Source organism: Treponema sp. OMZ 906, from assembly GCF_024181185.1.
GTDB lineage: Bacteria > Spirochaetota > Spirochaetia > Treponematales > Treponemataceae > Treponema.
Genome location: NZ_CP051196.1, coordinates 2,252,692 through 2,277,355 on the forward strand (window position 1 = coordinate 2,252,692; position 24,664 = coordinate 2,277,355).

The following is a 24,664-nucleotide window of genomic DNA, read 5'->3' on the forward strand; positions in this document are numbered from 1 at the left end:
AACTATAGTTTTTTAGAAGTTCCCTTTACTTTCTTTAAGGACATTCTAGTTTTATGAGCATCAAGGAAAATAATACATCGATATGGGTTGTAAGCCGTGAATATGCCGGTTTTGCAGAAGCCGGAGGCGTAAAAAACGTTGTAAAATCGTTGGCAGAAGCAGCTGCCGATTCCGGTTTTGCGGTTACGGTATTTTTGCCCCATTACGGTAACAATAGCGAGGTCCTGGATAACTGTACAGGAGAAGTGAACATCCGTGTCGGCGACACATCGCATTTAGTGAGATATTTTGAACTTTTCAGGAAAAACATCCGTTTCATCTTTATCGACTCCGGCATTTTCACGGAAAAAAAAGATATTTATACCTACTGCACCGAAGAACTCGATTATTTTAGGGAAAAGCTGCACCGGCCCGATCTTAAAAAAGGAGACGGTTACGTAGACAGCCATGAAATGAATGTATTATTCCAAAAAGCAATCTATTGCTATGGGTTACGGCATCATATCGCTCCGCAGGTATTGCACTGCCATGATGCCCACACCGCTTTGCTGCCTGCGTTTATCTTCGCCCGCTGTACGGGTAGGCGGCTATTTAGGCATACACGCGCACTTATCACTATTCATAACGCAGGGGACGGCTACCGTCAAACCTTTTATTCATTTGAATATGCGGCACATTTAACCGACCTCCCCCGCAGAGTATTGGAATACGGCAAAATCGATTATACCGTCGAACCCTTTCTTGTCGGTTCCGACTTTGCCGATTTAACGACGGTTTCTCCGTGGTATGCGAAACAACTGATTTCGCCGGAACATTCGCCGTATTCCTATCTTTTTTCAAAAAGCCTTGCCGAAAGGCATATTCACATTACCGGTATCACCAACGGAATTGACTTTACAGCCTATAATCCTTGCAATACGGAATGTTCAGGGCTTCCCTTTGCATTCGACGTACAAAAAGAACAATTTGAAGGAAAATATGCCTGCCGTTCATTTTTATTGGATAAATTGCAGACGCAGACCTGTACAGCGCCACTGTATGATGGCATACAGCAATACGGCAGCATAGACCGACAGGAGAAAAATAAAACACTCTACCTGATGTATCACGGCCGGTTGGTTCGGCAAAAAGGCGTAGACGTATTACTCAAAGCAATTCCCCTTATACTGGAACACTCCCCTAGCCTGCGATTCATCGTAATGGGACAGGGAGACCCCGAGCTTGAAGCCGAAGCAATCGCTCTCGCTGCCGCGCTGCCCGGGAAATTTGTGTATTGCAAGGGATATAACCGGAAGGCTGCTCGGCTCATCACTGCCGCAGCGGACTTCATTGTTTTACCAAGCTTATTTGAACCATGCGGCTTGGAGGATCTTATCGCGCAAGTTTACGGCACTATCCCGATTGCAAACGCACAAGGGGGCTTACAGAAAATCATAGACGGAAAAACAGGCTTCTTATACAAGCTCCCGGACGGCGAAGAACAAAATACCGACATACATATTAAAATATTAACGGAGGCCATACTGAAACAAGCGGAACATTTTTTTACAAGCGATAAAACAAAACTCATCGATATTCCATATTTTAAAAATATTATTTTACAGGCATACACAGCACTCCATACGAAATTTTCTTGGAAGCATATTTTTGTCGAACAGTACCTAAAACTCTATTTCCCTAATAGGTGATTTTTTCTTGTTATTGAAAGCCCCTCATTTTATGCCGATATAGAAAGGGAGAACCAATCAACAAGGGAAAAAATGAAAAAAGAGATTATTATAAATTTTTTGAATAAGCATTGGGACGAGTTTACTACTTTATTATCCGGGATAACTAATGCGATGCCTAGCCGCACACTTATGGAGGAAATTCCCGATGACCTCTGCGAATTTACAAATTTACTTTCAAAAATACTTGCAGTGCGGCAAATGTACACAACTGATAAACAGAAGGGACTGTTAGAAAAAGCACAGCAATTTCGAAAAAATGACTCTTCCTATAACAGAGAAGAACACGCGTCAATTATCGTTAAAAACGGCCTTTTTATGGTACAGCCTCAGCAATACAATGAAACATTGGATAGCTCTTTTAAGACACTTGTCGATTCGGTTCTCTAGCAAAAAATAATAATTTATGAATAATAAAGTACCTCTAATAAGAAATATAACATTTAATAGGAAATGCAAAATATGAAAGACAAAAAAACTGAATTGGAACTTAAAAAAGTAGCTATGCCCATTCCAGCCAAACGACGATTCGGCGATAGAAAAGAAGGAAGACGTATCCGTTCGGTAGAGCCTATGACGGTAGTGGCTCCCTTTATTATGCCATCAAGAATAGGATCACAAAATTTATTTCAAGACAGCATCAATGTAGCGGCAATTGAACATTTCGTGCATAAAAAGAGGGCAGAAGGCCTTACCGGTTTCGGTATTATGCATGTAGTGATCGCTGCCTATGTACGAACTATATCTCAACGGCCGGGAATTAACCGATTTTTAAGTGGATTACGGCTTTATGCTCGCCATAATATAGAAGTTGTTATGGCTGTCAAGAAAGAGATGACGCTGGAAGCCGAAGAAACAATGATGAAGTTTTTCTTTGACCGAAGTGCAACCGTTACTGATGTATATAACGAGATGACCCATAAAATAGATGAATATCGAAATACGCGGAAAGAAAAAGAGAGTGCTTTTGATAAAATCGCACGTAAACTTGGATTTATGCCGAATTTTCAATTACGTGCAGCGATCGCGTTTCTGAACTGGCTCGATTTCCACAACTTGTTACCGGAAAGATTGAGACTGCTCAGTCCTTTTCACTGTTCTGTTGTATTCTCTTCTATGGGATCATTAGGTATCCGTCCTATATTTCACCATTTGTATAATTTCGGTAATGCCCCCGTATTTATTACTTTTAGTGCAATGCGGAGATCACAAGAAATTACGCGAGATGGCACGGTTACTAACATACGGAACCTCGACCTTACTGTTACAACCGATGAGCGCATCTGCGACGGATTTTACTATGCATCCGCTTTCCATGAATTGCATAAATATTTAGAGGAACCTGAATTGCTTGAACAGCCGCCCGAAAAGATTATCTACGATATAGAATAAAGCTGTACATGGATACTTGACACATGTAAAAAAATCGGATATAAGTTCTTTATTATTTTTGCCGTTGTAGCTCAGTCGGTAGAGCAAAGGACTGAAAATCCTTGTGTCGACAGTTCGATTCTGTCCGACGGCATTATTCTTTTCCTGTCTTTAGTTTGCTTTTAATAACTGCTTATTTTTAATCTCTATTCTTCAATATAAATAATACGGATATGTAAAAGCTGCTCGGTATTAGATCCTCAAAAGACTTCAGTTTTTTAGCGATTTTCACAAATGTGTATATGCTGTAAAAGAACGTGTGACAGATTACCGGCGTGATGAAGAAGCCGTCACTTCTGTTAAGGCGGCTTCTTCATCATATTATTTAATTACTATGATGCGCACGTCCGATAATAATCTTCCGTTGACTTTCAAGGCTCTGTTGAGGCCGCATATAAATTCTCGTCATAAAGATGATAAAGAATACCGCTGCAACGACAATACCGACGACATACGAAATCGTAATTCCCTGCATGCCGAGCCGAACCAGATTGAAACACTCCGGCGCATACATCAGATAGGTAACGGAAACAGCCGACATAAAGGTAGCAGGAATAACCGCGATCCAGCAGCGATTCCGGTTAGGATAGTTTGTCGCAAGGTAAGCGCCGCCCGTCCATAAAACAATCATCGCAAGCGTTTGATTTGACCATGAGAAATAGCGCCACACAACGTTGTAGTTGATAAGCGAAATGCAGTATCCGACCAGCAGTAGCGGCACCGCGATTGAAAGCCGTACCTTCAATTTCTTTTCGTCGAGTTTAAACCAGTCAAAAATAATCATACGAGCACTGCGGAACGCGGTATCGCCCGAAGTAATAGGACACGCAATAACGCCAACCATAGCGATTGCACCGCCGACCGTCCCAAGAAGGCCTGTACAGATGGAGTAAACCGATTTTGAATTACCACCGCCGATGTCGAGGAGAGCTTTAAGGCCGGTACCTGATCCGTCTTTGTTCCAAAAGAACGCGATTGCTGCCGACGCCCATACCATTGCGATGATACCTTCAGCAACCATTGCGCCGTAGAAAACCCAGCGTCCCTCTTTTTCATTCTTTAACGTACGCGAAACAATGGGAGACTGCGTTGCGTGGAAGCCTGAAATAGCGCCACACGCTACCGTAATAAACATCAACGGCCAAATAGGGCGCTGGTGTGCACTTGGGTAGAGGTTTTCGAGTGTCAGTTCCATCATAGGGCGGGTTCCGCTATTCAGCATTGTTGCAATCGAAACGCCGACAGCCATTAAAATAAGGAAAATGCCGAAAATCGGATAGAATCGTGCAATAACCTTATCGACTGGAAGAAGGGTCGCAAGGAAATAGTATACAAGGATGATAATTGTCCACACTTTTACATTCAGCCATTCCGGGGTCAGCAGCGCAAGCAATCCCGCCGGCCCCACCATAAATACGACACCGACCATAACGAGCAGCACCAAGCCGAATACACGCATGATATTCTGCATGGTATGACCTAAGTATTTACCGGTTATTTCGGTAATACTGGCGCCGTCATTACGTACTGAGAGCATACCGGAAAGATAATCGTGTACACCTCCGGCGAGCAACGTACCGCCGACAATCCAAAGATAAACGCTTGGTCCCCACAAAGCGCCGGAGATTGCGCCGAAGATCGGCCCTAAACCGGCAATATTCAAAAGCTGGATTAAAAAAGCTTTCGGTTTTGAAATCGGCACATAGTCTATTCCGTCAGGATTAGCCATAGCCGGAGTCCGATTGGCTTCATTCGGACTAAACACTTTTTCTACAAATGTACCGTACACTAAGTAACCGACAATGAGTGCTGCAATACACAGCAAAAACGTTACCATAAAGAGTACCCTCCTGTGAATTGGATTTATGAATGACCCGTGAGCTTGCATTACTATTGAGTCATTACATATAAAGTATAAATCCGTTTTTCTCGCTTGTAAATAAAAAAAGAAGAAAATATAATCCAAATATAAATCCCACACCGATCCGTTTTCATCCACCTTAATTCCTACACAGCTTCCACCATAATCCGCCGGCCTATATACAACACTGCTCCAATGTCGCTCTGTCGATCAAAGACGGAACAACCCCTACCCGCGTTGTCGAAAATCCGGCGGCATAAAGTGCATACGGCAATGCGTCAGACAAGCTTTTTTGTTCGGATAAAAAGACGGCCAATGCCGCAATAAAGGCATCGGCAGCTCCGGTTGTATCGATGGGTTTGAATATATCGACAGCTGGAAACCATCGCTCGTATTCGGAAGTTCGTACATAACAGCCATCGCTGTCGAGCGTTACGATAACCGTCTTGACGCCTTTTTTCAAAAACCATGCGGCTTTTTCTTCCAATGTTCCGGCAATGGGACACAGTCTGTATAATTCTTTACGGTTCGGAATAAAATAATCCAGTTCCGGTAAAAGTTCTTCCGCTATTTCTTTTACGGCGGAAGGTTTCAGCATAATTGCAACGTTATATTTTCGTGCGGTTTCAATCGTCTTTTTAACTGCTTCCATCGGTATTTCGGTTTGCAACAAACAAAAAACTGCATCGGTAAAGAGCTGTTCGCTGCGGTATATTGAATCTGCAGAAATCATTTCATTAGCACCGCCGTATAATACGATACCGCTTTCTCCATCACCTTGGATATGAATATAGGCTTTACCGGTAGAATGCTCTTCGTCTACATGCACAGCCGTTGCATCAACGCCGTTATCATGTAAGAGGTTCAAAATCATATCACCATCAAAGTCCCTTCCGACATTGCCGACCAGCGACACCTTGGCACCGAGCTTCGCCGCACCGACCGCTTGATTTATCCCCTTGCCGCCCGGTATTATCGAAACACTTTCAGCAGAAATGCTTTCTCCGGTCTGAGGATAATTGTTTACGGTAAGCAAGATATCCATATTGATACTGCCTACAACGATGATTCGTTTTTTACGCAAGGGTGCAGGCAGATCAATGCTTTTGTAATGATTACAAGTAAATGCTTCGGTATATGCCGGTATATCCGTTGCTTTCTTTTCGATTTTATCTATTAAATACCGGCATACAAAGACTCCGAAATGAAATAAGGAAAGCGGAATCGCCGATATGGGCGGAAAGGGTTTGATATATTCCGCATCGTCGATACAGATAACGGAAAGATCCTGCGGTATCCGGAATTTATGTACCGTTGCATACTCATACGCCGTTACCGCCGTATCCCAATCACAGCAAATAAGCGCAGAACAATTATGTACCGAAAGCGCTTCCTGAACATTTTTACATTCAACATATAAACAATGGTGATCGAATAGACACCGCTCAACGCCTTGCCGTATTGCATATTCTTGCATATCGGTTCCGTCATATACACAGCGTATTTTCGTATGTCCCAACCGTAGCAATATATCTGCTGCGGTATATCCCGCTTTTTGGTAGTCATAGAGCATACCGTTGAAACCGACGGCATCGGTATTCAGCGCTGCAAATGGAATACCGCTTTTATGCAGCACCGCTGCCGTTCCGACACTATCACCTTCTGCAACAATACCGGAAGTATCATTTTCTGCAGCAACTTCGACGGGTTCCCATAGAACCGCTTCTACCCTATTCTTACATAAGGCGGCGATGTGTTTTGATTCGCTTTCCGCAGAAGTAGAAAGACACACCTGCACTTGGTACCCTTGCCGCTCCGCTTCATGCAAAAAACCGTTTGAGATCGATTGCCGTTTTTTTATGCCCGACAGTACAAGCCCTAATAAAAAGCTTTTTGAATTCGTATTATTTTTAATAAAATCATAGGGAGTGTACCGGTATTCCTTAACGATCTTAAGCACTCGTTCGCGTGTTTCAAGCTTTATCCCTTTATCCTTTCCGTTGATAATTTTTGAAACCGTCGAAACTGAAACACCGGCAAGCTCGGCTATATCATTTATCGTCAAAGGGTACCTCTGCCGCCGAGGGGATTGAAGTTTGCGCTCCCTTACGGGTAACAACAATTGCTGCGACCTCAGTTGCATAACGGACGGCCTGCAGTAGCGAAGAACCGGACGCAAGTCGAACCGCAAGCGCAGCCGTAAAAGAATCACCGGCGGCTGTCGTATCGACAACGGGAACGGAACGAGCAGGTACAAGATGCTTTCCCTCCGATTCGGAATTTACAAAAGCACCTTTTTCGCCGAGTGTAACAATGACATTCTTTACACCTTTTGTACGCAGCATATCGGAAGCGCTTTCATAGTCCGAAACATCTTTACCTGTCAGTAATGAGAGTTCCGTCTCGTTCGGTTTGATAATATCAATGTATGCACAGAGTTCGGAGGGAAATACTTTCGGTGCAGGAGCGGGATCAAGAATAAATGTCTTGCCTAATTCTTTTGCCCTGCGGGCGGCGTACACTACCGTTTGTATCGGGATTTCCAGCTGACACAATATGATATCACAGCTGTGCAGCAAATCGTCGTTATCGGCGATATCTTTTTCGGACAGTGTTTTATTAGCACCGGGAACAACAACAATACTGTTATCGCCCGCATCGTTTACCGTTATCCACGCAAGTCCTGTTGCGCAATCGGTGCGTACTAAAAGACGGGAAACATCCACGCCTACAGACTGTAAGCTCTTCTTTTCGATTTCAGCATAGCGGTCTACGCCGACCGCTCCGAACATAACCGTTTGCGCACCTAACGAACCAGCTGCGTATGCTTGGTTTGCTCCTTTTCCGCCCGGTATCATATCGACAGTTTCCGCTAAAATCGTTTCGCCTGCTACCGGTATATGCGAAACACGAACTACCATATCGGCATTTAAACTGCCGATAACCAATATCTTTTTCATCTTCATGCTTCCTGTTATTTTATGTATACGCCATACAGCATTGCTCAAGCAGCCGGACAAAGCCTTCTCGATCGATATCCATACAAGCTGTAACATTCGGTTCTGGTCTGTTATTATTTACCCGCTTATCTGCAAGCGTCATACCGGCGGTATACTTTCCTTGCGTCTCGATAACAACATAGTAATCGCATACTTTAAACAACTCAGGTTTGATCAAATACGCAATAGTACACGCATCGTGGATAGGTGCGCCTTCAAATCCCAAATCAGAGTGAAAGCGGCCGAAGAAATCGAGCAACTCTGCAACCAGCACGGCAACCCGTTTTTCGGATTTACGCAGTCTTTCTATTTCTTCCGAAAAGATCATCGCTTTTTCGGTTACATCCAGTCCGCACATCACAATGGGAATACCGCACGAAAATACAATATGTGCCGCCTCGGGATCGACAAGGATATTAAATTCCGCTGCAGATGACCAATTACCGTGATCGATACCGCCGCCCATTAAACATATCTGCTTGAGATTTTTTTTCACATCGGGATATGCTAACAGCAAAATTGCAAGATTCGTCAACGGCCCTGTTACGACAAACGTTACCGGTTCGGAGCTTTCAGAGATAAGCCGGCGGTGCAGTTCCCATGCGGATTCAGGCACACCGGTATAATCCGTCTCCGGCAGAACCGGCCCATCCAACCCTGATTCACCGTGCACACTCGGTGCAACTTCCAATCTTCTGACGAGCGGATACGATGCCCCTTTTGCAAGCGGCGAAGCTTTTCCTAAAAACGAAATAATCTTGCGTGCATTAGTATATGTTTTTTCAATGGTTTGATTACCGGCGCTGACACTGACCCCCAACACTTTGAGCTTTTCGGATGCAAACGCCATGATCAATGCTATTGCATCATCATGCCCGGGATCGCAGTCAATTATAATCGGTATTTTATTGTCCATAGTTTTCTCCTTCAAGCAATTTGCGCTTTTCTACCGCGCTTCCGCCATGCTGAAAATACAATCAGTCCGATAACGGTTGAAATATAAGGAACGGTTTTTATGAATTCATCTGGGATGCTCATCGCCGCTAATACATTCGACAAGGCATCGGCAAAGCCGAAAAACAAGGCTGCAAACATCGTCGGCACCGGAGCCAACCGTCCCATTGCCGCAGCAGCCAACGCAATAAAACCGCGTCCCGCTACCATGCCCTTTGTAAAGGTGCTCATGTATGCCATCGAAAGGAATACACCGCCTAACGATGCCAACAATCCGCTGATAAGCAATGCGATAACTCTGGTCTTACGAATGGGTATCCCGACGGATTCAGCTGCATCGGGATTTTCGCCTACGCAGCGAATGTGCATGCCAAGCTTTGTTTTATACAGCAAAAACCAGACGGCAAATACCGTAAAGAACGCAATGTATGTCAACACGTTTTGCCCCGACAGAATGCTGCCTAACACGGGAATAGCGGCGATAACCGGTATAACCACTTTAGGAAACACCAATGAAACTAAGGAGGATGTACTGCCTTTATCGTGAATCAGCACATACATAATAAATACCGTTCCGCCTGCAGCCAATGTGTTTAACGCAATACCGGATAAAATGATGTCTGTTTTTAGATACAGCGCAAAGTAAGCCAGTAACACAGCAATTAATAAACCGCCGCCTAACGCAATTAAAAAGCCTATAAACAAACTGCCGGTTAAGCCGGTCCCCAGCGCTCCGAATGCCGCGGCAAAAAGCATAATGCCTTCCAATGCTATATTTGATGCACCTGAATTTTCCGCAACAACCGAAGCTTGTGCGGCAAACAATAGCGGAGTCGTAACACGCAAAACGGAATAAGCAAACTCCGCAGTTAAAATATAACTCAAAAAGTTATCCATCTAAGCCGCTCTCCTGTTGCATTTTAATGAGTGCTTTTTGTCGCCATTTACTTAAAAAGGCCTGAGCTGCGGCAAGCATTATAATAACACCTTGAATGATTGAAACCATTTCTGCAGTAACGTCCGTAGATGTCGCCATCTTATCGGCACCGATTTTTAAATACGCCAAAAAGAAAGCAGCAATCGGAATATAGTGCGGTTTATTTTTTGCAAGAATAGCGACAACGATACCGTCAAACCCATACCCCGGCAAGCTTTGCCATTGGAACCGGTCATACATTCCCAATACTTCAACCGAACCGCCGACGCCCGCAATAAAACCGCCGATAAGCTGTGAGTATGCGATAATTGCCGTCGTGTTTAAGCCGGCATAACGGGCAAAGCGGATATTCCTTCCGGTTTGCATCAGACGATACCCCCATGCCGTACGGCGGATAAACAATACGGTCAGCACTACTACGGCACACAATATCAACAGTCCGAAGTGCAATCGCATTCCGGGAATAAGACGTGCCAATTTTGCATTGGCAGGAATCAGGTACGTCGCCATAAATCCTGCCGACGGATCTTTAAAGGTCGTATTGGCAAAATATTTGGTTATGTAAAAGAATACATAATTCAACATTAAAGACGAAACCAACTCATTTGCATTCCATCGCTGCTTTAAAAAAGCCGGAACCCAGCAAACGACAGCGCCGCATAACCCGCCGATAATAATCGATACAAGCGGTGCAATAACAGGTGGCAGCGGTATAAGCAATGCGGTAAATACTGCAACGGCGCCACTCACATAAAACGCCCCTTCCGCACCCATATTAAACATATCTGCGCTGAACATAACGGCAACTGCAAGACCCGTAAAACTGAGCGGAATACATAACTCAAGTACGTTACCGAAACGGCGTGCCGATTCAAGCGGCCCTAAAAAGAGCTTTGAAAAAGCGAGCAGCGGTTCTTTACTGACAAATAAAATAATAAGAAACGATAAGAGCACCGCAATGCCGATCGCTGTAGCAAACCGTATCAATTCAAATCTTTTTTCAAATGAAAGGCGTCCTATTAATTTCATCGTAAACATCCTGCAAGTTCGTGTGCACCTTGCTTTTTTAAGCCGAGCATATACTCTCCCAACTCAGTTTCGCTAACCATACCGGCATCCGGAAAATATGCTGTAATTTCACCGCCGTACATTACAACCAAACTGTCGCTTATTTCCAGAATCTCCGCCAAATCTGCCGAATTCACCAAAATAGCAGCACCGTTATCGCGCATTTCAATAATCTTTTGATGAATAAACTTTGCAGCGCCGATATCAACACCTCTTGTCGGTTGATCTGCGATAATACATCCTGCCGAGGTTGAAAATTCGCGTGCAATAATAACCTTTTGCATATTTCCACCGCTCAGCATTTTTACCGGCACATCGGCACTTTTTGTTTTAATCATAAATTGATTGATAAGCGTATCAGCCCATTGTTTTATTTCATTCTCCTTTAGAATGCCCTTATGTACAAAGCGCTCATCTTCCGTAAAGACGGCAAATAAATTTTCTTGAATGGAAGCAGTTACCGCCGTTCCTACTTTTATTCTATCCTGCGGTATATAGGAGATACCTTCTTTTCTGATTGCAGCAATACTGCGCGATGTTATATCTTTACCGTTTAACATTACGCTTCCTTCAGTACAGTGCTGCAATCCGGTTATGGTATCGATCAACTCTTTTTGCCCGTTTCCTTCAACACCGACAATACCGAGAATTTTCCCCGCAGGTAAATCAAAACTCACATGCTTGAGTATGGGACGCCCGGCATCATCATCCATACATACATCCCGCAATTTTAAGACGGTCTCTCCGGGAACGCTTGGTTGTTTTTCTATTTCCCAATGTATATTTTTACCGACCATAAGGTTCGATATTTCTTTTTCAGAAATTTCTCCGGCGGAATACACGCCGACGGAAGTACCGTTACGCAATACGGTTATCCTTTCGCATATTTCTTTAACTTCATTTAATTTATGACTGATAAATATAATCGTACATCCCGAATTCCGCAGCTCTTTTAATTCAACAAATAATTCTTCCGTTTCTTGCGGAGTTAATACAGCGGTCGGTTCATCCAAAATTAAAATGCGCGCACCTTTATATAACGCCTTCAGAATTTCTACTTTCTGGCGCGTCCCTATGGGCAAATTTTTAATCTTTTCTTTCGGGTCAATAACAAAATGATATTGATTGATAATTTTTTGAGCCTGTTCGTTCATGAGTTTTTTATGAATCAACGGGCCTTTTCCGGGTTCCATTCCAAGGCAGATATTTTCTGCAACACTCATCGATTCGACAAGCATAAAGTGCTGATGTACCATACCGAATCCGTGACGAATAGCGTCAAGCGGGGATTTGATATGCAATTCGTTTCCATTATATAAAATCGTACCTTCAGTCGGTTGCTCAATACCGAATAATATTTTCATCAAGGTACTTTTACCGGCACCGTTCTCACCGACAAGCGCATGAATTTCTCCGGCACGAACCGAAAAATTGACATGCCTATTAGCCGTAACACCGTTAGGATATATTTTTGAAATATCCTTCATTACTAAAATATCATCTGCCGTACTTTCAACATTCATTCGGATAGTCTCCGCATAAGCACGGAAAGTGAGGCCGGGGATTCCCAAAAAGTTAGTTATGTTCGAGACATCCCCAGCTTCCGTGCAATGCTTTTTTAATTATGGGCGAGCGGAATCGATATATGCTGTTATATCGGCTTGCTCCATTCCGAATGCTGTCTTAACTGCAATCTTTCCATTTCTGATTTGGGTTTCATACTCGGAAATATGCTTGCGAACTTCGGCAGGAACTTTCGCCTGATACACTTCATTATCTGCAAGACCGACGCAACCTTCATTTATTCCCAATGCTACACGTTTTCCCCATACCAGTGTATTGCTTTGTATTTCTTTCATTGCAAGATACATGGACTTATCAACGCGTTTCAGCATCGAAGAAATAATGAGGTTTGATAAAACAGGATCGGTCTGCTTGTACAGCATAGCCTGATCGCTATCCACACCGATAATGAATTTATTCTTTTCCTTTGCAGCCTGCAGCGCGCCTTCTCCGGCATTCGATGCACACACAAAGATAATGTCGGCACCCATCTGATACTGTGTCAACGCAAGTTCTTTTGCTTTTGCAGAATCGCTGAAATTTCCGACAAAAGAAGAAATGATTTTAATATCGGGAGAAACGGTTTTTGCACCTTGTATAAAACCGACTAAGAAATCGAGAATAACGGTATTATCCATACCGCCGATAAACCCGATTTTCTTCCCCTTTGTCATTTCCGCGGCAAGTACGCCTGCAAGGAAGGAACCCTCATTCTGCTTGTATTCTATCGAATAGGTATTTTTAAACAGCCCCGCAGAATCGGAAGCATAATCCATTGCCGTATCGTAGACGATGATTTTTTGATTCGGATAATCTTTTGTTATCTTTGATACAAGCGCCTGCATTTGCCACGTTCCGCAAAAAATAATATCGTGCTTTTCATCACAAAGATCACGCAATGCAGGTTCCCATTTTGAGTCATCATACCCGACTTCAACCACCTTGGTTTTGCAATGCAGTTCATTTGCGATCATCTTCATACCGTTGTTTGCGGAATCATGGAAAGACTTATCTCCAAGGTTTCCATTGATAATCAGCGCGACACTCGGTTCCTTTGAACCGCTGTTCTCTTTTGCACCGAAAGCAAACATAGACATGCCTAACAGTACAAACAGACTGACAGAAAGAATCTTTTTCATACATCCTCCAATTGTTTTACGACCGATACGGTCTTGTTAATAAGTTCTTGCAAACTTACCGTTTTATTTCCCCGTAAATAGGTTATAATTTCATCGCCAAAAGGATCCGTCCAGTGATCTTCGATTCCCTTTGTGCCTAATTTTGCACCGAGCGCAGCTCCCAGCTGTGCAGCATTACAATCGACATCTTGACCGCACATTGCGATATAGTGCATGACATCGTTAAAATTATCTTTGCCGAAATACAACGCAACTACTTCTGCCGCTGCATTCGGATACGCATGGATCCAGTTATACCGCTTGTATTTTTCTTCGCATGCCGCCCATGCCTCATAAAAATCCTGCTTCTTCATACACTGCGCCAATGCAAAGTGAAGCACAGAGGCATATTCCGAATCCCGTGGAATGCAGGAAACGGCTTTTTCCAAACATCTCCGCATGGGGTCTGCGCCGTATGCAAGGCTGACCAAAACAGCGTTAAACACCTCTCCGAGAATTCCATTCCCGTGGTGCGAAATTTCCGCGTCGCGCCATGCAAGCAGTGCAGCCTTACGAGGATTCAACGGGGCTACCTGACCGCACACGGCACCCCGCATTTGTGCACCGATCCATTCACGGTAGGGATTCCTAAACAGACCGCTTTCCGGAGGATACATCCCTCTACGTAAATTATCCAATGCAACCTGTTCGGCAGACCAACCGCAGGGAATTAACTCCAGCCATTGATCGGCAATATCGGCACTTGTCGGCATTCCCTGTGCTTTAAAGCACGCCTCGAGAAATGCGATCTCGTACGTTATATCATCGTTGTAAGTATTCGGCTTACGCACATACGTATGGATTTCGCCGAATTTTTTCTTTAGCTGTGCCGTCGTATATCCTTCAAGCGCCGTTCCAAAACCACCACCGCATAAACGGCCAAGCCACGCGGCCTTTGTTTTATCGTACAATACTGCATTCGACAGTGTTTCCGTTTCTGCTGCGGGAAACGCAATTGCTTTTTCATATTCGTCGAAACTTTGATAGAGCGTACTTTTCCAATAGTCGCTTGCAGTATCGCTCGGGCACATAAAAAGGATATTAAATATGCGGGCAGTAATCCGCTGCAGCGCCTTCATATCATTCCGTTTTAGTGCATCAAGCCCTTCAGGAATCAAGTCCTCTGCGGCGCTTACGTCACAGCCCAACGCTTCTATAGACTGAACCGCCGCTATCACCACGCTTTCAGGGGCATGAGAGCCGGGCACATGACTTGCCCACTGCACACGGAGCAGATTATCCACCTGCTTTTCTGCGGCATTCGACGCCTCCCATGTTTGCTCGTCTTCCGATAGCACCACCGGAACGGCATTTTTTGTTAAATCGTAAATATATTCCCACGCTTTCATATCATCCTCGCATCGAATCTAATTTTATGAAAACGTTTTTAGAAAACATTTTCATAACTTTACATACAGGATACACCCCAAAATTCCATCTGTCAAATGTTTTTTTGTGTAAAAGAGGCTGTTATTTTTACACATGGTGGTAATATCAAAGCAAAGCTGCAGGGACATTCAATCTATGCGAAACGTTTAATCTTCTGATGCTTTCCGCTGTCGACGGGCTGTTGATTGACAGAGCATACAACATATCCTAAACTGTAAACATGAGCTTTCCACGGAAATTGCCGATCGGCATACAGAGTTTTAAGGTATTACGGGACGATCGCTTTCTCTATGTAGATAAAACAGCTTATATCTTTCAATTGGTAACAAGCGGCCGAGCCTATTTCCTCAGCCGTCCGCGACGATTTGGAAAAAGTCTTTTCCTTTCGACCTTGGCTGCATATTTCCGCGGTCAAAAAGAGCTATTCAAAGGACTATATCTTGAAAAGGCGGAAGAGGAGCAAGCGGTATGCGAAAACAGAGTTGCATGGCTTGAATATCCTGTGCTGTATTTTGATTTTAATGTCGGAAAATATACCGACACAGGAGCCCTAAATGAGCGGCTGCATGTTATGTTATCCGAAGCGGAGTCTGTATATGGTATTTTGGCATCGAAAGAAGAACAGCCGTTTTTTGCTTCACGCTTTGAAAAACTTCTGAAACGGGTATATCAACAGACCGGCAAGCAAGTAGTCATTCTCGTAGACGAGTACGATAAACCATTGCTGCAAACAATGGGCGTGAAAGAAGGACTGAGCGAAGAGTACCGCAATACGCTCAAGGCATTTTACTCGGTGATTAAAACTTGCGATGAATATATCCGCTTTGCCTTTTTAACAGGAGTAACTAAGTTCAGCAAGATCAGTATATTCAGCGATTTGAATAACCTCAAAGATATCAGCCTGAACGAAACCTATGCCGGTATCTGCGGCATCACGCAGAAAGAACTGGAAGGTAACTTTGAACCTGAAATAGGAGCACTCGCCCAAAAACAGCAGTTTGACTATGAGCAAGCTGTTGTCGCCTTAAAGCAATGGTATGACGGGTACCTGTTCCATCCTGCCGGAGAAGGAATGTACAATCCTTATAGCATACTCAATGCCTTTGATGATAAAGAGATCAAAAGCTATTGGTTTGGAACGGGAACACCGACATTTCTGGTTAATTACTTAAAAGAGGCTCGTTACTTTATTCCCGATTTGGACGGTCATGTTGAGCTGGATGAAGACGGGCTGCAAACCTATCGTGCCGTAGCTCAAGATGCACTGCCTATTTTGTTTCAAGCAGGATACTTAACCATAAAGAAATATATAGGTGATCTCAGACTTTATCGGCTCGGCTTCCCGAATGATGAAGTCCGGTATGGCTTTTTACATAATCTTTTACCCGCATATTCGGATGTACCGTTCGGTCAAACAGGGGTATGGGTAGGACGATTTGTACAAGACATCCGTGAGGGGAAAGTCGATAGCTTTATGGAACGGATGCAGTCGATTATAGCGGGGATACCCTATGATAATTTCAGTGAAGAGAACCTGAAGCTGCGTGAGCAGAACTATCAAACAGCGGTGTATTTGATCTTTGCGCTCATGGGACAGTTTGTACAGACTGAGGTACACTGTAATACCGGACGCTCCGATTGTATAGTACGCACAGCGGACAGCATGTACCTCTTCGAATTTAAGCTCTCCGGCAACGGCAGTGCAGAGGATGCGCTCAAGCAGATTAAAAACAATGGTTACGCTGAACAGTATAAGACTGACGGGAAGAAGATTATGCTGGTCAGGAGCAGCTTTACTGAAGATACACGGACTATCAAAGAGTGGAAAACCGAGGTGCTTGAAAAATAATCGCTAAGGCTGACAAGGCGCGGTTTTGTTATAATCCGATCCAATGTGAAGATACGGCAAGCTCTTTTGCATAACGTACTTACCGATGGTGTGACTTTCTAAAGGTATAGCATACGACAAAGGAAGAAAGTTGTGTTTGAGCGGAAGTCTTAAAAACGGTATATTTTACAAAGCCGCCAGAGCGGCAGGAATGCGGTAAAGATTAGAAAGGAAGGCAGCGCTGCAGAAGCGAATCGTCATTTCCACAGCGCCTAAAAAAATTATTTATTCATAAATTTGAGCAGGTCGATAACGCGGTTGGAATATCCCCATTCGTTATCATACCACGAAACTACTTTGAAGAAGCGCTTTTCGCCCGGGAGGTTATTCTGGAGCGTTGCCTTGCTGTCATAGATGGAAGATCGTTTGTCGTGAATAATATCGGTGGAAACGATGTCTTCGTTGCAATAGCCTAAAATCCCCTTCATATAGGTTTCGGAAGCTTTCTTGAATGCTGCATCCAACTCTTCAATAGAGGTATCTTTTGTTGCACGGAAGGTTAAATCGACAACCGAACCGGTGGGAGTCGGTACGCGGAATGACATACCGGTCAGCTTGCCCTTTGTTGAAGGTAATACTTCGCCGACAGCTTTAGCAGCGCCGGTCGTAGACGGGATAATATTGATAGCAGCTGCCCGTCCGCCGCGCCAGTCTTTCATCGAAACACCGTCAACGGTTTTCTGTGTTGCGGTATAAGAGTGGATCGTTGTCATCAATCCCGTTTCAATTCCGAAACCTTCTTTTAAAATGACATGAACAAGAGGTGCCAAACAGTTGGTGGTGCAGCTTGCATTGGAAACAACGTGATGTTTTGCAGGATCATATTCATTTTCGTTTACACCCATAACGATGGTTTTAATGGGCTTTGCGGCGTCAGCGCTTTTACCAGGCGCGGAAATAATAACCTTCTTTGCACCTGCTTCCAAATGGCCGTAGGCTTTTTCGTTTGTGTACAAGCCGGTGCTTTCGATAACGAGATCGATGCCTAATTCCTTCCACGGAAGCTGAGCAGGGGTTAAGCCCTTGCCGGAGACGCATTTGATTTCATGCCCGTTAATCACCAGTACATCATCGCCTTTTGTACCGATTTCGGCATTCATCTTGCCCTGTACGGAATCATATTTAAGCTGATAGGCAAAATACTTTGCATCGGTTGAAAGATCGACAACCGCAACGACATCAAATTTATCCTTTCCAAGCAAATTCTGTTCAACCAATGCCTGGAACACAAGCCGACCGATTCTGCCGAATCCGTTAATAGCTACTTTCATGTTTATCTCCTTAAAATAGTGGAACACACCGGAGAAAAGCCTTTAAATAATACTGCGGCTATTCTTTGTGTTCTATAACTCTTTTTTTAACTGTAAATAAAAAGAGTACGGTTGTCAATATTATCCATACGAGGGTTTAAGCTCCCGACACTTTGCGTCGGAGATGTCGATTGTGTTTACAGCCGCGGGTCGGTCGGCTCACTTTCCATAGCAAGCACGCCGAATGCACTTTCGTGAATACGCCGGAGCGGTTCTTTCCGTACAAAGCGTTCGAGCGCTTCGATACCGAGGGCGAACTCCTGGAGGGCAAGGCTCCGCTTTTTTGCAAGTCCCCGTTTTTTAAGCCGGGTAAGGTTTTCCGGCTTGCAATATTCCGGCCCGTAGATAATCCGGAGATATTCTTTCCCGCGGCATTTTACGGCAGGCTGTAAAAGCGTACCGTCTGTACCATAAGCGGTAAATTGATACGGCTTTACCACCATGCCTTCGCCGCCCTTACCCGTAAGCTCAAGCCACCACGCTACCGCATCGGTAATTTCCGCTTCGTTGTCCAAATGCACCATTTTATACGGCGTCAGTTTAAAAAGCGTGGAATCCGCACGGCAGATCTCGGCGATCTGTTCCATGTGCCATTGGTGGGTTTTATCGGCATGAACAGCACCCTCCGTTGCTAAAATATGGAACGGTGCAAGTTTGTAATCATCGATGCCGGTAACCTCCCAGCAATAGGCGCGGTATGCGGAAACAAATTTTTCCGCTGCATGCTTTTTCTCTGCAAAGGTATGCAGCATCTCATGAGCACCTTCTATACCGCGCTGTGCCGTTACACGCAGCACGGCTTCCACTTCCGAAAGTGCATTGAGCGCAGCGGATCCCGTTGCTGCATATTGCGCCTGAATAAGGCTTTGCGCCTTTACCGACCACGGCATCAGTTCTGCATCCAGACACACCCAATCGGTCTGATGCTTTCCCCAAAAGCCTGAGCGGGTAAGCCCATCCCGTACCCTTGTTAGAAACGCTTGTTCGGTTTCCGGTTCGTTAAAAAAGTTCCGCCCCGTGCGGGTATAACAGATACCGAATCCTTCCCCGGTAATACCGAAACGGTGCGCTGCGGTTTGTTCATCTTTACAGATAACGAGTACCGCGCGGGAACCCATGTGCTTTTCTTCGCAAACCACCGCTTGAACCCCGCGGTTTTTGTAATAGCCGATTGCTTCGGCGGGATATTCCAAGAAGCCGTCGAGTGTGCTTGTTTCGCAGGGAGACATGGTAGGCGGCAGGTAGATAAGCCACTTAGGGTTTACCGCGAACCTGCTCACTGCTTCCAGAGCGGCGATGGAGTTTTCTTGCCGAATTAAGATATTGTTTTTAAGCCGTGTTTGAACAATCCTCCGACCCGTTACGTCTTCTATATCGAGGACATCATCATCTTGATGCTGCAATGACATGATTGTATTGTGTGCAGTGTTGCTGCCAGCGGTGCGTGCTGCTGCTTTGTCCCCCGACGGCTGCGTTGTTCCGCTACCAACTGGAGGTACTGCCTCCTCGTTCATTGGCAGCAGGACTGCTTGGACTGCCGCGCTGCTGAGTTCTGCTACCTCCAGCGGCTTCACCGGTTCGCAGTACATTGTGTGAGCCGGTACCGAAACGAGTTCCTCTTCGGGGTAGCGCAGCGCGGTGAGGGAGCCGCCGAAGACGCAGCCTGTGTCAATATCAATGGTGTTATTCAGCCATTGTGCGGATGGCACAGGGGTGTGTCCGTATACAACCTTTGCACGTCCGCGGTATTCCGCTGCCCAGTTGTACCGCACCGGTAAGCCGAACTCATCCGTTTCTCCGGTGGTTTCTCCATACAGACAGAACGAGCGTACCGCTCCCGAACCGCGTCCCTGCATCTCCTCTTTGAGCCCCGCATGGGCAACCACGAGCTTTCCTGCATCCAACACATAGTGACTGACAAGCCCGTACAAAAATTCTTTTACATCGTTCTTGAATGCATCGGGTTCACCTTCAAGCTGCCGGAGTGTTTCAGCCAAGCCGTGTTTTTCCTGCACTGCCTTTCCGGTGAGTTTTTTGTGGAGCTTCATATCATGGTTGCCCGGAACACAGAGCGCTATACCGCTTCTGACCATGCTCATAACCAATTTCAGTACGGCGGGCGATGCGGGGCCTCGGTCGATCAAATCACCTAAAAAAATGACCGTACGGTTTTCAGGATGACTGACTTTTAACCCGTAGTTGGTACCGTCATCTGCTATTTCTTCTACTATATATCCGAGTTTTTGCAGCAGCTCAATCAACTCTTCGTAACAGCCGTGTACATCCCCGATAATATCGAAGGGGCCATGCAGTTCAGCCTTATCGTTATAGAGCTTCTCCCGCACAATCGCGGGCACGTTATTGACCTCTTCTTCCGACCGGAATGTGTAGAGTTTTTTAAAGCCTTCTTTTTTTATACTTTTGAGGGAACGCTTTAAATCCTGCAGCTGCCGCCGGATAACATGAGGCGGAACGTTCCGGTCTGTGCGTTGTTGATTTCTCGTTTCGCATAACTCCTGCGGCACATCAAAGACGATAGCAACAGGCAGTACGTGAAAGGAACGGGCAATGTTGATGAGTTTTTTCCGTGCATCAGGCTGAATATTCGTTGCATCCGCAACCGTGAGTAAGCCTTTTTTTAACCGCATTGAAATAATATAATAGAACAGTTCAAAGGCATCGTTTGAGGCTGCCTGATTATTTTCATCATTGGAAACGATACCGCGGCACGCATCCGACGAAACGGTTTCATACTGGGCGAAATGTTTTTTAGCAAAGCTGCTCTTGCCTGAGCCGGAAGCACCCACGAGCAGTACTAAGGCTGTTTTTGGTATTCTAATTTCCATACGTAAATACCGCCATCTGCGACGGCGCTCCTATGTTTTCTTCTTCTTCACCGACTGGGAAAAATGCAACCGTATAATTATTTTCACGCGCAACTCGTTCCGCCCATGCTTCAAATTCCGAGCGGGTCCATTCAAACCGGTGATCGCTGTGCCGCACTTTTCCTGCTGAAAGATTTTCGTAGCGCACATTGTATTCACGGTTCGGCGTGGTCAACACAATGATCTGAGGCTTTGCGTAGGTAAACAGGGATTTTTCCAGCGCAGGCAAGCGGTTGGGATCGAGGTGTTCTATTACCTCAACAACGGCTGCGGCATCGAACCCGCTGAACCGTTTATCCCGATAGGTCAGTGAACTTTGAAAAAGCGAAAGCCGCTCGCGCTGCTTTTCAGGCATTTCGTTCCAGTGGAGTTTGTCTTGGCTTTTTTCTAATTCCGAATACGAAACATCAGTGCCGGCAATCCGGGTAAACTGCTTTTCTTTTAAGAGTAGTCTGAGCAGCTTGCCGTCACCGCAGCCTAAATCAATAACGCTTGCAGCCCCGCTCTGCTTTAATTTTTCTGCGACAAGTTTGAGCCGTATGTCATGGAGCCGCTCTTTTTTTACTTTTTGCAGCTGAGTGTGAGCGGCAGCAGTATCTTCTATTTTCGTAAGTTCATCTTGCTCAGCCTCATTATCAGTGTCGGGTATGATGCCGTCTTCCACTGCCTGCAGTACTTCAAAGGCGGAACGCACCAGCGATTTTAGGTTGATTAAATACCGCGAAACAATAATTTCCCGTTCAGGGTGCTGCTCAAGCCAGCCCTTGCCCTTTTGCAGCAATTTTTCAACTTCATTCTGTGTGATAAAATAGTGCTTTTCGTTATCCAAAACAGGAATGAGTACATAGAGGTGGGAAAGCAATTCTTTTATCGTCAGTGTATTTTTAAGCGTAAGCGTAAAATACTTTCCGTAGCCCCATTCGGAAAATTGTGTGTCGAGCAGGTGCCGTTCCGCTTCAACTATGTACCCGAGCGGTTCAAAGAGCCGTTTAATCAACAGTTCACCGCCCCGCGGTGCCGGCAGCACGGAGATTTTGGCGGTTAAGGCAAGCGGCATATCGATAAATTCAGGATGCTCTTTACAGCTGCCGTTCATCGCACTCGAAAACGCCTTTGAAATTGCGCTGCTCATAAAAGAAGACGCAACATACGGCCGGTCGTTGACATACTGCCCCAGTAAAAAATCTTTCCCGGCAAAATTCTTTGCGTTACGTACCATGCCGATCGGATCAATATCCAAAAGGAGAGCCGCTGTCACTTTTTCTTTTTCACACTCCGGATAAAATATATATGCAGCACCGACTGACAGCTCAACCTGCTGTAATTTATCGGGATGCTTGTGCAGCAAAAAGCTTAAAGCTGCGGCATTTTCTCCTTCCGCCGTTATGGTTAATAACATAGACACTCCGTTTTATCGACATAGGAAAAAATTTTTTTCCTACGAATCTCTAGGACTCATGTGTATCCCACTGTCCTTGAGCAGTGGCTTTGATTTCGCCGTCGGCAAGCCTAATGCGTAGTGAGCAGGCAGCTACCGCATCCTGCGCACGGCGGAGCACAAGTCCCGTCTGCCGATTGTAGACGATAGAATATCCTCTGTTGAGGATCTCCTGCGGGTTTGCCCCTTCAATGGTTCGGATTAGTAAGGCGAGCCGGTGCTTTGTGTTAGTCAGCCGCGCCTGCATTGTGTACAGCAGATTTTCTTTCGCATCGTCAAGGCGCATTAAAAGCGGCTGCTCGATACGGCGGAATTTCATCTCAAGCGACTCCGGTGTAAACCCTTTAATCGTAAGCCGTATTCTTTCCAAAGCGCTGCCGATACTACGCAGCATATCGGACTGTATTTGAGTGATGGTATCGGTGATTTCATCTAAGACCGGTACGGCAAGCTCGGCGGCGGCAGACGGCGTGGGTGCGCGCACATCCGCTGCAAAATCGGTGAGTGCCCAGTCGATTTCGTGCCCGACTGCGCTGATAACCGGAATTTCCGAAGCGGCAACGGCGCGGACAACTGCTTCATCGGAGAAGGGGAGCAGGTCTTCCAAAGAGCCGCCGCCTCTTCCGATAATGATAAGCTCCCCGAGTTTATACCGATTGGCGGTTTCCAGCTGGCGTACCAGCACAGGCGCCGCCTCCGCTCCCTGCACGGGAGCGGGAAGCACGGTAACACTTACCGTGCGGTTCCTGCGCGAAAGTACAGTGAGGATATCGCGCAGGGCGGCGCCCGTTGGGCTGGTAATCACGGCGATACGGAGCGGAAAAAACGGCAACGGGCGCTTCCTGTCTCGGTCAAAAAGGCCTTCGCGCGCAAGTTTCTGCTTCCGCTCTTCCAGCATTTTCAGAATAGCGCCTTCTCCGGCAAGCTCCATCGTTTCGACGATTATCTGGTACGAACCACGCTGCTCATATACCGACAGCGAACCTGATACAATAACCTTGAGTCCGTCTTTCGGCTCAAAGCCGAGTGTCCATGTACGGCCTTTAAACATAACCGCTTGCAATGCGGCTTTTTCATCTTTTAGGGTAAAATAGAGGTGCCCGGTGCTTGAAGGGCGGCAGTTGGAAATCTCCCCCGCAATACGGAGGGAGGAAAAATTTTGCTCAAAAAGCGATTTGATAATGCCAGTAATCTCTTGTATCGAATATACGTGATCCATACCGGCATCATATCATAATATTATAAAAAATCTACGCTGTAAAAACCTACTTAAACAACGAGCGGGGAACAACAATTTCCGGCATACCGGAAGCATACGGCCCGACTTGGTATTGACTAAAGACAATGCGGACGGAATTTTTTTCAAGCTTAAAGACCGCAAAATTTTCTTTTGTAGGTTCCGTGCCTCTGTTAATCCAATCCTCGTCGGAGCTAAAGGTCTTCTTTTGAACTTGAGCATTCAGCTGTTTACGTGCCTCAGTTGAAAGAGCTGCAAGCCAGTCTTTTTTTGCCGGTTGCAAAGCTTCTTCCAATGAAAGCAGTTTCTTTGTTTGCTTGCTGTAGGTTATCGGAATAAGGGTGGTACTACCATGTGCTGCGCCGCCGACATATTGATAGACAGTTAAGAGAAAACTGATATGCTTCGAATCCTCATATACCGAGCTGCTGTCAATATCGAATTGAAAACCTTGCGGATAGGCGGGCGCTTCCGCAGAAAAGAATTCGCTGTTAAAGGCTTCAAGAGCCTTCTGAACAACATCGGAAACTTGGGCATTGAGAAGAGGTTCTTTTTCAAAAACGGGATAGTCGATGTCGGCCTCGTAGCTGATCCCCTGCTTCTTGTTTTTATCTTTATCCTTCGCATAGACAGCAAACGCCAAGCAGCATAGCACCAAAATAAAACCGACTGTTGCACTTATACGTAAAGTACGGTTAAAATTCTTCATATTATTCTCCTGTAAAAATATTTAGTCGTATGTATCGACAATTGATAAAACATTTACAAAGTCTGAAAGGTTACCATAAAGGCGATCTTG

Annotated in this window: 18 protein-coding genes and 1 tRNA gene; 5 read left to right on the forward strand and 14 right to left on the reverse strand. The window is 45.3% G+C overall.

What is annotated here, in order from left to right; all coding sequences use genetic code 11:
* The first annotated feature begins 53 nt into the window (after positions 1-53).
* From E4N69_RS10155 to E4N69_RS10170, 4 genes are all read left to right on the forward strand, one after another.
* Positions 54-1,688: a glycogen synthase gene (locus tag E4N69_RS10155; RefSeq protein ID WP_253823745.1), complete on the forward strand. Its 1,635-nt coding sequence runs from the start codon at positions 54-56 to the stop codon at positions 1,686-1,688.
* Positions 1,689-1,760: 72 nt separating this feature from the next.
* Positions 1,761-2,117: a hypothetical protein gene (locus E4N69_RS10160; RefSeq protein WP_162664190.1), complete on the forward strand. Its 357-nt coding sequence runs from the start codon at positions 1,761-1,763 to the stop codon at positions 2,115-2,117.
* A gap of 72 nt (positions 2,118-2,189) precedes the next feature.
* Complete coding sequence (locus E4N69_RS10165; protein ID WP_162664191.1) at positions 2,190-3,119, forward strand: hypothetical protein; 930 nt, start codon at positions 2,190-2,192, stop codon at positions 3,117-3,119.
* Positions 3,120-3,179: 60 nt separating this feature from the next.
* A tRNA-Phe gene (locus E4N69_RS10170) sits at positions 3,180-3,252 on the forward strand.
* 231 nt (positions 3,253-3,483) lie between these two features.
* On the opposite strand, the gene E4N69_RS10175 is transcribed toward E4N69_RS10170, so the two are convergent.
* The 9 genes from E4N69_RS10175 to E4N69_RS10215 form a co-directional block, all read right to left on the reverse strand.
* Positions 3,484-4,995 carry a carbon starvation CstA family protein gene (locus tag E4N69_RS10175; RefSeq protein ID WP_253714281.1) on the reverse strand — a complete coding sequence of 504 codons (1,512 nt, stop codon included), beginning with the start codon at positions 4,993-4,995 and terminating at the stop codon, positions 3,484-3,486.
* A 199-nt stretch (positions 4,996-5,194) separates the two neighbouring features.
* Positions 5,195-7,084, reverse strand: a complete 1,890-nt coding sequence (locus E4N69_RS10180) for a PfkB family carbohydrate kinase (RefSeq protein WP_253823746.1) — start codon at positions 7,082-7,084, stop codon at positions 5,195-5,197.
* Positions 7,071-7,979: a ribokinase gene (gene rbsK / locus E4N69_RS10185; protein WP_253823747.1), complete on the reverse strand. Its 909-nt coding sequence runs from the start codon at positions 7,977-7,979 to the stop codon at positions 7,071-7,073. The genes E4N69_RS10180 and rbsK overlap by 14 nt, the downstream gene beginning before the upstream one ends.
* Before the next feature lie 19 nt (positions 7,980-7,998).
* Positions 7,999-8,934: a nucleoside hydrolase gene (locus E4N69_RS10190; RefSeq protein ID WP_253823748.1), complete on the reverse strand. Its 936-nt coding sequence runs from the start codon at positions 8,932-8,934 to the stop codon at positions 7,999-8,001.
* Between the two features lie 11 nt (positions 8,935-8,945).
* On the reverse strand, positions 8,946-9,869 hold the full coding sequence (locus tag E4N69_RS10195) for an ABC transporter permease (protein WP_253823749.1): 924 nt from the start codon (positions 9,867-9,869) through the stop codon (positions 8,946-8,948).
* Entirely contained in the window at positions 9,862-10,938 is a 1,077-nt protein-coding gene (locus tag E4N69_RS10200) for an ABC transporter permease (RefSeq protein WP_253823750.1), read from the reverse strand. The genes E4N69_RS10195 and E4N69_RS10200 overlap by 8 nt, the downstream gene beginning before the upstream one ends.
* Positions 10,935-12,500 (reverse strand): ABC transporter ATP-binding protein, encoded by a 1,566-nt coding sequence (locus tag E4N69_RS10205; protein ID WP_253823751.1) that lies wholly within the window; start codon positions 12,498-12,500, stop codon positions 10,935-10,937. The genes E4N69_RS10200 and E4N69_RS10205 overlap by 4 nt, the downstream gene beginning before the upstream one ends.
* Before the next feature lie 99 nt (positions 12,501-12,599).
* Positions 12,600-13,679 (reverse strand): BMP family ABC transporter substrate-binding protein, encoded by a 1,080-nt coding sequence (locus tag E4N69_RS10210; protein WP_253823752.1) that lies wholly within the window; start codon positions 13,677-13,679, stop codon positions 12,600-12,602.
* On the reverse strand, positions 13,676-15,067 hold the full coding sequence (locus E4N69_RS10215) for an ADP-ribosylglycohydrolase family protein (protein ID WP_253823753.1): 1,392 nt from the start codon (positions 15,065-15,067) through the stop codon (positions 13,676-13,678). Before E4N69_RS10215 ends, E4N69_RS10210 begins: the two co-directional genes overlap by 4 nt.
* Positions 15,068-15,327: 260 nt before the next feature.
* Here E4N69_RS10215 and E4N69_RS10220 point away from each other — a divergent pair, with 260 nt between their 5' ends.
* A complete protein-coding gene (locus E4N69_RS10220; protein WP_253823754.1) occupies positions 15,328-16,956 on the forward strand; it encodes an ATP-binding protein in 1,629 nt (542 codons plus the stop codon).
* Positions 16,957-17,216: 260 nt separating this feature from the next.
* Here the strand turns inward: E4N69_RS10220 and gap are convergent, their stop codons facing one another.
* The 5 genes from gap to E4N69_RS10245 all read right to left on the reverse strand — a co-directional run bounded on the left by gap (position 17,217) and on the right by E4N69_RS10245 (position 24,574).
* Positions 17,217-18,266, reverse strand: a complete 1,050-nt coding sequence (gene gap / locus E4N69_RS10225) for a type I glyceraldehyde-3-phosphate dehydrogenase (RefSeq protein ID WP_253714290.1) — start codon at positions 18,264-18,266, stop codon at positions 17,217-17,219.
* Between the two features lie 176 nt (positions 18,267-18,442).
* A complete protein-coding gene (locus tag E4N69_RS10230; protein WP_253823755.1) occupies positions 18,443-21,151 on the reverse strand; it encodes a polynucleotide kinase-phosphatase in 2,709 nt (902 codons plus the stop codon).
* Positions 21,141-22,589 carry a 3' terminal RNA ribose 2'-O-methyltransferase Hen1 gene (locus tag E4N69_RS10235; protein ID WP_253823756.1) on the reverse strand — a complete coding sequence of 483 codons (1,449 nt, stop codon included), beginning with the start codon at positions 22,587-22,589 and terminating at the stop codon, positions 21,141-21,143. Before E4N69_RS10235 ends, E4N69_RS10230 begins: the two co-directional genes overlap by 11 nt.
* A 49-nt stretch (positions 22,590-22,638) precedes the next feature.
* Positions 22,639-23,847 carry an exodeoxyribonuclease VII large subunit gene (gene xseA, locus E4N69_RS10240; protein ID WP_162664202.1) on the reverse strand — a complete coding sequence of 403 codons (1,209 nt, stop codon included), beginning with the start codon at positions 23,845-23,847 and terminating at the stop codon, positions 22,639-22,641.
* 46 nt (positions 23,848-23,893) lie between these two features.
* Positions 23,894-24,574 carry a DUF3298 and DUF4163 domain-containing protein gene (locus E4N69_RS10245; protein WP_253714294.1) on the reverse strand — a complete coding sequence of 227 codons (681 nt, stop codon included), beginning with the start codon at positions 24,572-24,574 and terminating at the stop codon, positions 23,894-23,896.
* Positions 24,575-24,664 lie beyond the last annotated feature (90 nt).